A 12,200-nucleotide genomic window follows, 5' to 3' on the forward strand; every position below is an offset into this window, starting at 1 on the left:
GGGCATACTGGCGGAGCTATCGAAGGATGGGACGCGATTCCCGGCGCTCGCGGTTGCACGCCGCAGTCTTGTGCATTTCGTGATCACTTTGCGGAGTTGAAAGCGTTAGGCGTTGAGCGCTTATTTGGACTTTCAGCTCAGGATACGGAATATCAGAGAGAAGCTGCTAAACGTCTGCATTTGCCCTTTCCTTTGCGGTCAGACAGTTCTTTGGATTTTGCTCTCGCTCTGAACCTTCCGATGTTCGCGGCTGGTGGGATGACGCTTCTTAAGAGGCTAACCTTGATTATTGCGAAGATGTTCGGGCGTGTTCTCCGGCAACAGCACTTCGGAATGGACGACGCCGCGTTTGTTGGAAGAATCCTGGACGCGGTCGATGCGCTCGTCCCGCATCCGCGAGGCCGAGCGATAGGCGGCAGACGCTACCGCGCTTCTTCCGGCCTTGCGGCCAATGACCTTGACGTGAAGATGATAGATCACCATCGCGATCCAAGCATTGCCACGCAAAAGCGCACGTCGGAACGACGTATAAGCGCGCCCTCCCTCGAAAAAATCTCGGAAGGGATCGTGCCAAACCGTTCCGACAACAATACTGCGTTCGGCCGCCTGCGCAAGTATGATCACCGCATCGACAATATTCGACTGGAAAGGAAGAACACCATGCGCAAACCACGCGACTACGATGCGGAACTGAAAGCGCTTGAAGACAAGGCGCGGGAACTGAAACAGGTTGTCTCGGTTAAGACCGAGGCGACTGATTGGTGTTTTTGATTTTAGCCCGCCGTGAGGGCGATGCCAATTGTACATGTGGTTCCAGTTCGGCAGATGCGATTTTCGGCTCTCTGACGAAATATAGGCTCGCGCATAAGCCCACTCCCGCAAGGCGGTCTGAATGAAGCGTTCGGCCTTGCCGTTGGTTTTTGGCGTGTAAGGTCTGGTTCGAATGTGCTTGAGGCCAAGCGTCCTGCAGGCCTTGGCAAACTCCTTGGCGATGTAGCAGGACCCGTAGCACCTACGGAAGGGGAGAGTTTCAGCAGCTGAGCCGCCGGTGCGCGCAGCTTTTCGCTGCAAGCGCGCACCGCTTGAGGCGGCCATGGCCAGTCAGAATTTCTCTAGAATGTGAATGCTCACAACCCATTCCGGAGAGACCGACCATGACCATTTCCAACATTATACCCACTGATGCCGTACTGGTAGCGATCGACATCGCCAAGGTGCGCAATGAAGTTCTGATCGAAGCACCTCGCGACAAGCGCCGTCGTCGGCTGCAGGTCCTTAACAATCGCGCGGAACACGATCGGCTGATCGAGATTCTCCAATCGTATGGTCGACCGGTCGTTTGCGGTTTCGAAGCAACGGGTAATTATCACCGCCCGATCGCATGGCGGCTGGCTGAAGCTGACTTCGAGGTGCGGCTGGTGTCATCATTGGCTCTGGCTCGAACCAGGGAGGCTTTGCATAACGGCTGGGATAAGAACGATCCCAAGGATGCGCAGGTGATCCTGCATATGCTCAAGATCCAGGCGACGCAGGCCTATCATGATCCGTTGCGTGCCGGCATCAACGATGTACAGGAATTGTCGAAGACGCATGAAGCGATCGCCAAGGCCAAGACCGAGATTCAGCATCGTATCCTGACGCATTACCTGCCGCTATATTTTCCCGAGATCGAGCGCATCAGGGGAAACAGCCGCAGCGATTGGTTCTTCGCGTTTCTCGATGCCTTTCCAACGCCGGCCAGCATCACAGCGCTGACGAAGGAAGAGTTCGTTACAGCAGCTTGGGATGTCGTCGGTCGCAAGGTCAGCAAGACCCAGATTCTTATGGACATTTACGAGACGGCGCGATCATCGATCGGACTGCCGCTACCGCTTGATGCCCCTGCCATTCGCATGTTCCGGATGGTTGTCGCCGAAGCACGCAGTCTGATCCGGCAGCGCAATGAGATCGAGGCACAGGCCGATGAACTGCTGCGGCACAGTCACGACTATCAACTCTTACGGCAGATTCCAGGTATCGGGCCAATCAATGCGCTCACGATCATTGCCGAAGCCGGAGATCTTCGTCGCTTTCACCATCACCGCCAATTTCTGAAGTTCTGTGGACTGGACCTGTCGACGCAGCAGTCAGGCCAATATCGTGGTCAGACCCGGCTTTCAAAATTCGGCAATGCTCGGCTACGCCGTACCCTATGGATCGCCGGGCAAGTTGCTGTCCGCCAGCGAGAGAACGGCTTCCGGCATAAATTCGAACGCTACATAGCAAGAGATCGCGACAATCCAGATCTGCGCCGCAAGGCAATGACCGCTATTACCGCCAAGATGGCCCGTGTCGTGCACGCGGTCATCAAAGGCGGTTCACACTACCGGCCCTTTGTCGAAGGGCGGGTGCCAGGTGGAAGAACTTCTGTCAGCTAGAGCCGTGAGGGCATCGCAAACGATGACCCTGTAGATAATGCTCGGGTCTTCCACCTGGATCAGAAGCTCGTGTTGAGGACGGTGAGGGCCACAATGATGGACCCTGTGTTTGCTATGGACGAGACCTTTTCCCTTGCTCGTGGAAGCCGCCTGGTTCGGCCATGCATCTTGACGAGCGCCATGCATCGAGAGCATGCTGGCGGACAGAGACGTTTTGACCCTCTGCCTCATTTCATTCCGCTCTTAGGACGTTGTCGGTCATCACCCGGGTGACCGTGACGCCAAGGCTTTCATAGTAAGCAACGGCAGCCTTGAGGAAGGCGATGGCGCTGACGGCCCTTTCATCCGGGAATATATCGGTGAAGGCGATGCGGGAAGCATCATCGATGCAGACATGGACATATTCCCAGCCGACGCCGCGTGAACTGCTTTGCCCTGTCCTGTCGCCTGTGATCCGATGGCCGACACGCTCGAAACGGCCAAGGCGCTTGATGTCGAGATGGATCAGGCCGCCCGGCTCAGCATATTCGTAGCGGATGATGGGTTCTTCCGGATCGATATCCTTCATCCGGGATAGACCAGCACGCCTGAGAACGCGGCTGACCGTGGCGGGAGATACGCCGGTTTCCATGGCGATATGCTTGCCGGTCAGGCGTTGTCTGCGAAGATACAGTATCCGTTTGACAATGCCTTCGCCCGTTTGCCGGGGACTGCTGGCGGGGCGCGATGAGCGATCCGTCATCGCCGCCCGGCCCGATGCCCTGAAACGATCTGCCCAGCGTGATACGATCTTCAGCGAAACGCCATAACGGCTTGCAGCCTGCGCCTTTGTCAGCCTACCGCCGAGAGCCTCGATCGCCATTTCTTCTCGACGCCGTGGCGTCAGTCGGGCATTCTTATGGATGTTCATTCGGGGCAATCCTGGATGACTGAGGTGTGGTAACTCCAGTCTCCTAAATCTGCTCCGAATGGACAACCTAATGAAAGCTCACAGCTAGTCGTACTGGCGGAAACAACCGATGCCGGAAAGAGGGAGGCATGGGCGACACGGGGCGGCGTGGTTTCGGGGAAAATCGCGGCGATCCAAACCGGCAAATGACGATGACGCTAGCGGCGATCAAACGCAATCGGGCGGCGCGCAATCGGCATCAGGCGCAACGGGCGCGGCATGACATGCGGCATTGGGAAGTCGAGCGAAGGAGGCGCACGCGACACCTGATTGAACTCGGCGGCCTCGTCGTCAAGGCGGGAATCGTTGACCTGACGAACGATGACCGGACCACGATCTATGGTGCCCTCATCTGGGTGACGGAAAAGCTCAACAGCGAAGACGGCGAACGGGCTCGGGAACTGTGGAACGGAAAAGGAAAAGGAAAAGGAAAAGGAAAAGGAAAAGAGGCGTTCAACGCGGAAAGAAGAGATGACAAGCCATCGTCACGCGGAAAGGGAATGGTCGAACATGAATGATGCTGGACCATGCCGATGTCTTAGAGACTTCATGCACCTAACAGATTGACCACTTGGGCAGCATCATCCTTTCACAGGCCCATGACTCCGCCACAGGCTAAGTCATTCTCTTCGTCGTCTGCGAACGGGCGCAGGCCAGAAGAACGCTGATTTGATCCACTGGCGGGGAAGCAGTCGGCCGAGCAATACTGCAATAAGACGAGCTCTTTCTTCACCGACACTCCGCGAGTAGCTAATCGGCGCACTGTGAATGCATGAGATGACCCCGGATAGGGCAAAAGAGCAGGATACCGATACAACTCAGCAACATAAGGTAAGAAAAGCAGACCACAAAGCCTAATACTTCACAGGCATTTTCCGTGTGTACTTACGAGAAGAGCCTGCGAATGAATGGCATCAATATACCAGCATTCAAATTGCATGATTCCTGTTTTACCGGTAGTTGCAGTGGTACGTTTGGCGAATTGCTCCAGGGGGTTCTCCCGAGCGGCAAACACTTTCTGGTAACCCTGCCTATAAGCCTTACTGCGGTAGCTGAGTTTGATTTCTCGCAGAATGGGGAAATAGCTTGCGAAACAGGACAGAAGGAGAAAGCTTGCCGGGCCGTCAGAAATTTCCTCACAGCTAATAGTTTGCCCGCGACAGGCACCTTGCGGTTCTCCCAGCATATTCCTGCTGGAAAAGGACTGGCGAGTTCGACCGCAGACATGGTCGCGGCGATTCGAGCTGCCGCATCGTTTTACGCGGTCGAAGCCAACCCCAAATGATAGAGGATTCTTTAAGAACCATCGAACCTAGTGATGGCGTGATGTACGACGGCGTCGTCTCGTTTTTTCATAGAGACGTGTCACTCGATGAAAAACTAGGGAAACTTCCACGGATGATTGTGGTGGGAGTGGATCGAGGTGGGAAATGCGACACGATTCAGTTCAATGCACAACATCGTGAAATCGCTCCTCAGATCAAAAAGCAATATATGGTTCTGCTTTCTGAGATGAAGCGCGCCATTAAGACTGCTGATGAGCGTCTAATTGGCAAGATTGCAACTCGAAGCTCCGAGCTCTCTCAGTTCTCTAATCCGCATCCATATTACCACTTGATGCGAGAACTCCAAGAAACGACCGGGGCGATTGGGCTAGTCGCAGCTCACTCTGGTACATACTTGGGATTGTTATATTCCCAATCAGATTTGCACCACCCTGCAAAAATTGCGGACACACAACGCCTGCTAAACGGCCATGGCATTTTCCCTGAGATATTCACCACAGTTTGAGAGTATAGCATGAAGGCCTACCAGTCTGCTGTCGACGGAATGCGTCACCCCCAGCTGTTCAAAATCCAAACTAATCTCACCATGCTGTCGTTTAAAGCGATGAAGATTGTTCCAGCCTATTACATAATAACGCAAGCACTGGCCCGTGGAGAGCTCCTTCCGGGCGCGACAATAGTGGAGACCTCAAGCGGCAACTTCGGAGTGGGAATGGCTATGGTCTGCAACATGCTCGGTCATCCTTTTGTGATTATCGGCGACCCGGCAATAGATGATAGTTATCGGCAGCAACTGACCATGCTGGGCGGAAAAGTTGAAATAATTACAGACAAAAAAGGCAGCCAAGGATACCAGAAAGCTAGACTAGACCGCGTTCAAGAAATCCTTGGTACGGAAAGTGGATCATTTTGGTGCCGACAATATGACAACCCCGACAACGCCAAAGCCTATGAGAAAGCGGGCATCTCGCTGCTAGATCAGATCGGCACCGAACTAATTCTAGTCGCCGCCGTGGGGTCAGGAGGTTCGAGTTGTGGTCTGGCCCACGCAATTCGCTCAACCGGAGCGAATTGTACTCTAGTTGGTGTAGATACTTTTAACAGCATTCTATTTGGTCAGATGGATGGCCCTAGGCGGTTACGTGGCCTTGGCAACACTGTAATGCCAAAGAACCTTTGCCATAATCTTTTCGATTATGTGCATTGGGTGAGCTCCGAGCTAGCTGATTATCAAACGCGAAAACTGTACAGCACAACCGGCCATTTCCGTGGGCCGACAACCGGTGCTGCATACCTAGTCGCGAGCTATTTGGCGACAGAAAATCCACAAAAACAAGTAGTGTTTGTAAGCCCGGACGACGGGTCGCGATATGCGACTTCCACGTACGCGGAAAGCCTCGTGGATAAGAGCTCCAAACCCATAAGACCTTTGGAATTCGCGTGTCCACGAGAAAACAACATAGGAATCGATTGGGCATTCATGAACTGGAACCGTCGAAATATTATGGAATAGACTGATACAATGGCTATAATCTATATAGAATCCAATACGACCGGCTTTGGATTGGAAGTCGCCGAAAGGTCGGCCGCATATGAAGACACCTATTTTCTAACCAAAAGCCCTTCCAAGTATGGATTTACTGATACGATACTAGATAAAATTAATATAGTTTCGTGCGACACAAGTTCTTTCAAAGACGTTGAGCGCGCAATTCGTCGGATAGAGAATGTCTCGTACGTAGCGTCAACGAGTGATGCTTTCGTTGAGATCGCCGCTCACGCTTCCCACCATTTTGGCCTCACCGGAAACTGCCCAAAGGCTGTTCGTCTTTGTCGCGACAAGCATAAAATGCAACATATTCTCGAACGCCAAGGCGTGGCCTATCCGGCTACGTTCTCCCATATTGACGAAATTCCCGCACATGCATTTCCCATTATAGCCAAACCAAGAGAGGGGACTGGAAGTGTAGGTGTTCACCTTCTGTCAAATCGTTCAGAAATCAGAATGCGGGAGCAGACCGAATATATATTCCAAGAATTTGTTACGGGGCGTGAATTCTCCGTTGAGACGTTTACCGACGAATTTGGCCATCACATCCTCGGTATCACAAGAAAATTTACGACAAAGCCCCCACACTTCTTGGAGATCGCCCACACGTTTCCAACTGTCCTGGCACCTGAGGTCGCGGCCCAAATCCATGCCACCGTAAAGAATGGACTTGATGCCGTAGGCTACAAATTCGGTCCTGCCCATACAGAGATCAAAATACGCGACAAGGAAATATTTGTAATTGAAATTAACCCTAGGCTCGCCGGCGGCATGATCCCGAAGCTGATGGGAAACGCCTTTGGGTGGTCAATTCCCGATCTCTACATAAAAAGCCATATCTCCGGCATCAGTCAGTTTTTCGTCCCAGATTTCAGGTTTTTTAATTCCGTTGCTTTTGTTATTCCTACTGTCGGTCGCCCTTACGTCGGCTTATTGTTTCCAAATGAATGTGAAAGTTCAGGCCAGTTCCGCCACGCCGGAACGAACGATGGAAAATATGACTTCTCTGATCGTGCAGGTTACGTAATTGGAACGGGGCTATCAGAACGAGCAGCTACGCGTGCCGCAATCACCCTGAGAAATAAAACTAGAATTATATACGAGCCACCGGAGAGAACTCCCACAGCACAAGACGTTCGGAGGCTTGTAAGAAGTGGAGCAGCTTACACGCCTCCACCGCTGATCGAAAGTATTCTCCGTATCGAAAAAGCCCATCTACTTATGCTGTATAGGCAGGGAATTATCAATAAAGAGAGTCTTCTCCTACTCAAAGAGGCCGTGCTGGAAGTTGAAGCTGACACTAACATCGTCACGCTACAAGAATCGGATCGCGGCACATACATCGATTACGAGAACCATATCATCGAACGGTGTGGGAAGAGCATCGGTGGCATGGTACATTGTGGAAGGTCACGCAATGATATCAACGCGTTGCATCTCATTTTCGTACTGCAACATGCATCAATTTCAATCATCGAGCGTGTGCTTGAATTCTCTTCCGCGCTAATCGATACTTCGCGGAAAAATCTATCTCGCCCTCTTCCGATATACAGCCAATTTCAAACCGCGCTGCCCGGCACGGTTGCTCATTACCTCGCCAGTATCTGTGAGCCATTGTTAGAAAAATGCGGGCATTTGCTCAATACGCTAATGAGCATGAAGCGATCCCCTCTGGGCGCTTCGGCTGGCGGCGGGACAAGCTTCAATACGGATACCGCATTTACCGCAGAGCTATTAGGCTTCAGTGAAGGCCCCCTAAATTCTCTTGCCGCAATCAGTGATAAAAGCAACGCACTCAGATGGATGTCCTCTTTCCTGGAAATTAGCGCGGCCCTTAATCGAATGGTCATCGATTTACAACTTTGGACGATGAAAGAGATTGACTTTGTTGGCCTGCCCGAAGCCATGTATGGACGATCATCTGCCATGCCCCAGAAGCGGAACCCTTACGTACTTGAATGGCTTCGGCTTCAACACGTTCAGAATATTGGCACCTTCACTGCCGCTCTTACTTCTATCTCTCATTTGCCGACAGGCAACTCATACCAAGCAAGCCAGTCCGCCTTAACTGGGGTAACCCAATTGTCGAATGCCGTCCTTAGCATGCTTTTAGTCCTCACCTACGCGGCGAAGGGGCTCGAATTTCACGACCATAACACCGAAGCGGCGACATTTAACGCAAAGGCATTTGCAACTTTGGCGGCAGAAAATTTGGTGACGCAGGGACGTAAGTCGTTCCGTGAGGCGCACGAAGAAGTCGATAACGCAATGTCAAGCACCCCTGTCCTGTATGGGATGCACAACGCTCCAGACGTTCTAATTATGACAGAAATAACTTCCGCTATCGAACTCTCTGAGCGCGTCACCGGCGGCGGTGGTCCGGCACGCGCATTAGTCGGAAGAACGCTCGAAAAGCTAACCCACACCAAGCAACGCTCGACATATCTCTGCGCAGAATTCAAGTATCGATTGGCATCAGCCCAAAATAACTTGAACGTTAGCTTTAAAGGTGCCTAATGAGCAAAATTACCGTCCTATGTTCCGATGGCCCTCATCATTTTTTCCTGATCGACCAGATATTAGAGAACTTTGGCTCGGTGGAGGCGGTAATTGAGCCGTCCAACCTAGTCGTTCGGAAATTGTTGCGAGAACGCAAATGGAGACAACTCGCATGGACACTGTATCATCAGTTTCGGAGAAGCGCTTTCGGCTACGCCAAGTATAGAAAAACTTTTTTTGAAACCACTACACAATTGAACATAGATAAAATTCGCGACAGTGCAAAGTGCAGATCATTGATAACGCAATCTGTCAATGATGACGAGGTTGAAAAATTTATAGCCTCCTCCACGTCTAATCTTTTTATAGTGATGGGCACATCAAAAATCAGCCGCAAAATCCTTGATCGGATTCCACAGGAAAAAATAATAAACATCCACGGCGGCCATCTACCCGATTACAAAGGAAATCATTGCTTTTTCTTTGCCTTATACAACGAAGATTACGACAAGCTAAGCACAACTATTCACCGCGTCACCCCAAACTTAGATGCTGGCGAAATTATTCAACAATACACAGTAAAATATCTCCCCGGCGATACATCAGAATACCTCTATTGCCGTGCAGAAAAGATGGCAATTCTCGACCTTGTGCGCAGGATCAAAAACCATCCAGCGCTGGAGCACTGGCCGAGTGTTCCGCAAGAAAAGACGGGTACGACCTATCGGATGCGTGATCGCCATCCTCTTGTCGAGCTGAAGTATCACGCTCGCAAATTACTGATTACGTCTCGGGGAGCAGGCCGTAATGGGCAATAATCTATGCGAAGAAATACTGAAGATCATTGCCTTCTCCTTCCCCATCGTAATGTCTCCGGGTCCCAACAATATCTTGCTCGCCAGCAACTCAATAAAGTATGGTGTCTGGAAGTCATTTCCTGCAATGATGGGCGTCTCAGCGGGAGTAACACTCCTATTCCTGATTACCTCATACGGCGCATCAGAAATCATAACTTCAAACCATCGTCTCTATACGGCAATGAGAATATTTTCCTGCGCTTACTTACTATACCTTTCCTATAAAATATTCGTGTCCAGCTCCCATATGACCAGTGAGTACCAAATCGGTGCTCCTACAAAATTTTTAGAAGCTGCACTGTTGCAGATTCTTAATCCCAAAATTTGGTTGCTCGGAACGAGTGCAAGTGCAGCATTCCTTCCTATGACGGAAAGCGCGTTCTGGGATAGTTTTATTATGGCAGGTGCCCTCGGAATTGTCTTCCTACCTTGCAACTTAGCGTGGATGATAGCTGGATCGGCGTTAAAAAGTAAGATCGAAAATAAGAAAACAGAAGTAATCATCAATCGGGCAATGGCGTTGCTTCTTGCAGCCTCCGTCTTTTTCATCTTTTTCTAGGATAGATAAGAAATGAACGTAGCACTAATTTTTTGTGACAACTTAGATGAAGATCCCGTTGCTCTACATGTATACAGAGCTGTCCTTGGCCTCCTCTCAGTCGAGCGCACAGATATCGAATTGGACGGGATGCGGGTCTTACGCGCACGTAGAGGCTCGGCCACGACATACATCGTCAGAACGGAGACTGTGCTGAGCCACGACTATAGTCGCTATTCCAAATTTCTTAATGAGAGCCTACGAGATGTTTCACAAGTAATAATCGTTAATTGGCACCAAGGCGCGAACGCACCAGACCGGATATTCTGCATCCAAGCAACGGGGGATATGGAAAGCGGTTGCTTTAGCCCTGTTCATCCAGCGGTAATAAGGAAACTATATTTTTCAATTGAACAATGCCGGACCGAGGCGGGACTTGATGATTATACCACGTGGCTTGAGGCCACCCATTGGTCTGGAAAATTGTATCAAGGGCAGCCTGGCAGCACACTTCTTTCAATTAATGCATCGGTTCTTGACGTCGAAATCGGCAGCAGCCCTACCGCTTGGGCCAACCCGACTGCGGCGAATGTCTTAGGACGAGCTCTCGTCCGCGCAACTGACTTCACTCCTCGCCGCGAAAGCCTCATCCCAATTCTATGTGTTGGCGGATCACATTTTGAACCATCATTCACTGAATTCATGCAAAGATACGGACAAACTGAAGGGTATTCAGTCTCTCATATCCTACCAAATCAATGGCTTGTTTCGTATAAGTATGACGAACCACGCCACTTGAACTCGCTCCACGCCGCAGCCCAATCAACAGTAGGAGGCTTGGCGGGGATAGTTTATCACGATAAGTTGAAGGCGTCATTCAAAGAGCAGGCAAGACAACTGGGCGAGTTACTGAAGGTGCCTGCCATGTCACATCGAAAATTTCGCAACCTTGCTAGTTCAGATCGATTGCATGACATTTTCGCCGCTAGGCATGATAGCGACTAAAGTCGCTCCTCTCGGAGCTTTTTAGGCGAAACTCCAAAGTGCTCTCGAAACGCTGTGGAGAAATGCGCATGATGACCATAGCCGCACTCCAATGCTACAGACAATATTTTCATGTCCGTATTGAGGATCAGCTTTTTTGCATAGTCCATCCGCAATCGTCGGAGAAACGCATAAGGCGACGTCCCGTAGGTGTTTTTAAATTTACGCATAAAATGAAACTGGCTCAAGTTCACAGTTTTGCAGATTTGTTCTAGGCGCACCGCATCCGACAAATTTGTCTTCATATAATCTTCCAATATCCGCCTCTGCCTTTCATTAAATTTCTGATTTCTATTATTGTCTCCAAATTTAATTTCCGAATACTCTCTTATTATATTTAATATAATCCAGTTCACAATGCCATCAACACCTAGAGCATGATCCGTCTTGTTCCAATCTGCACGATAAATACTCTCGGCCGCAGAACTCACAATATCGCAGCTCTCTTGAAAAACTTCTTTGAGAATTATTCTACGCGCAGAATAAGGAACTGCATCACGCACTACTTCATGGAGGAAGTCTGTATCAAAATAAAGGTGTAAAAAGTTCAGCTTTCCATCAATGCGCCAAGCAGAGTCTCCCGTACTGGTGGGAAACAGGCATATGGCGTCATGAAATCCGCGTTTAACCACTTTCCTGTTGCTAATCAGAGAGCAGTTTTCACCGCCATTCATATACACGCTCAAAACATTCCTACTCGAACTACTGTATTCAGTAAGAGTATGTAGACCGCACCACTCTTTTATCTCGATCGAATCTGATACCTTCAGCGATCTAACAAGATTAACACCCGCAGTGACTAAAGCATCTTGGAATGTATCCGTAATCATTTGAACACTCTATTTTCTGATTCAGCAGGAAAATGATCCGCCCTACCCGCCGCACGAGCTTTTCGCCTCCCAAGCATCGCGGCAGGGTGAGCAAATTACATAGCTAATTATCATTCAAAATTCAAAGCCACCCAAACTCTAAGCAGGCGGTAGTTTCATACATTTTTTCGCAAAAGCTTTTCCATTGAGCAGTTTCGACGCTTGTGCGCACCGACGCCTTTATGAACGACA

Annotated in this window: 9 protein-coding genes and 5 pseudogenes; 10 read left to right on the plus strand and 4 right to left on the minus strand. The window is 50.3% G+C overall.

The window, feature by feature from the left end:
* Positions 1-9: 9 nt before the first annotated feature.
* Positions 10-291: pseudogene (locus tag FG152_RS16960) on the plus strand (redoxin family protein); the annotation flags it as partial.
* Here FG152_RS16960 and FG152_RS16965 read toward each other — a convergent pair.
* Positions 283-483: pseudogene (locus FG152_RS16965) on the minus strand (MobA/MobL family protein); the annotation flags it as partial. The pseudogenes FG152_RS16960 and FG152_RS16965 overlap by 9 nt on opposite strands.
* Before the next feature lie 243 nt (positions 484-726).
* Positions 727-1,005: pseudogene (locus FG152_RS16970) on the minus strand (integrase core domain-containing protein); the annotation flags it as partial.
* Between the two features lie 149 nt (positions 1,006-1,154).
* Here FG152_RS16970 and FG152_RS16975 point away from each other — a divergent pair.
* Positions 1,155-2,451: pseudogene (locus tag FG152_RS16975) on the plus strand (IS110 family RNA-guided transposase).
* A gap of 216 nt (positions 2,452-2,667) precedes the next feature.
* Here FG152_RS16975 and FG152_RS16980 read toward each other — a convergent pair.
* A pseudogene (locus tag FG152_RS16980) lies at positions 2,668-3,327 on the minus strand (helix-turn-helix domain-containing protein); the annotation flags it as partial.
* A gap of 128 nt (positions 3,328-3,455) precedes the next feature.
* On the opposite strand from FG152_RS16980, the gene FG152_RS16985 reads away from it, so the two are divergent.
* The 8 genes from FG152_RS16985 (at position 3,456) to FG152_RS17020 (ending at position 11,100) form a co-directional block, all read left to right on the plus strand.
* Complete coding sequence (locus FG152_RS16985) at positions 3,456-3,884, plus strand: conjugal transfer protein TraD (RefSeq protein ID WP_498987283.1); 429 nt, start codon at positions 3,456-3,458, stop codon at positions 3,882-3,884.
* Positions 3,885-4,270: 386 nt separating this feature from the next.
* A complete protein-coding gene (locus tag FG152_RS16990; RefSeq protein WP_498987285.1) occupies positions 4,271-4,651 on the plus strand; it encodes a GHMP family kinase ATP-binding protein in 381 nt (126 codons plus the stop codon).
* The gene (locus tag FG152_RS16995; RefSeq protein ID WP_498987287.1) at positions 4,648-5,157 is read left to right on the plus strand and encodes a hypothetical protein; all 510 of its coding nucleotides are present in this window, start codon (positions 4,648-4,650) and stop codon (positions 5,155-5,157) included. The genes FG152_RS16990 and FG152_RS16995 overlap by 4 nt, the downstream gene beginning before the upstream one ends.
* Positions 5,158-5,166: 9 nt before the next feature.
* Positions 5,167-6,165: a PLP-dependent cysteine synthase family protein gene (locus tag FG152_RS17000; protein WP_498987290.1), complete on the plus strand. Its 999-nt coding sequence runs from the start codon at positions 5,167-5,169 to the stop codon at positions 6,163-6,165.
* A gap of 9 nt (positions 6,166-6,174) precedes the next feature.
* A complete protein-coding gene (locus tag FG152_RS17005; RefSeq protein WP_498987292.1) occupies positions 6,175-8,718 on the plus strand; it encodes a lyase family protein in 2,544 nt (847 codons plus the stop codon).
* A complete protein-coding gene (locus tag FG152_RS17010; protein WP_498987295.1) occupies positions 8,718-9,518 on the plus strand; it encodes a formyl transferase in 801 nt (266 codons plus the stop codon). The genes FG152_RS17005 and FG152_RS17010 overlap by 1 nt, the downstream gene beginning before the upstream one ends.
* Positions 9,508-10,116 (plus strand): LysE family translocator, encoded by a 609-nt coding sequence (locus FG152_RS17015; RefSeq protein WP_498987297.1) that lies wholly within the window; start codon positions 9,508-9,510, stop codon positions 10,114-10,116. Before FG152_RS17010 ends, FG152_RS17015 begins: the two co-directional genes overlap by 11 nt.
* A gap of 12 nt (positions 10,117-10,128) precedes the next feature.
* Positions 10,129-11,100 (plus strand): D-aminoacyl-tRNA deacylase, encoded by a 972-nt coding sequence (locus tag FG152_RS17020; protein ID WP_498987300.1) that lies wholly within the window; start codon positions 10,129-10,131, stop codon positions 11,098-11,100.
* Here the strand turns inward: FG152_RS17020 and FG152_RS17025 are convergent.
* On the minus strand, positions 11,097-11,969 hold the full coding sequence (locus FG152_RS17025) for a helix-turn-helix transcriptional regulator (protein ID WP_498987301.1): 873 nt from the start codon (positions 11,967-11,969) through the stop codon (positions 11,097-11,099). The two genes, FG152_RS17020 and FG152_RS17025, sit on opposite strands and share 4 nt — an antisense overlap.
* Positions 11,970-12,200: the final 231 nt, after the last annotated feature.

The sequence above is a fragment of the Ochrobactrum sp. XJ1 genome, assembly GCF_024701725.1.
GTDB lineage: Bacteria > Pseudomonadota > Alphaproteobacteria > Rhizobiales > Rhizobiaceae > Brucella > Brucella anthropi.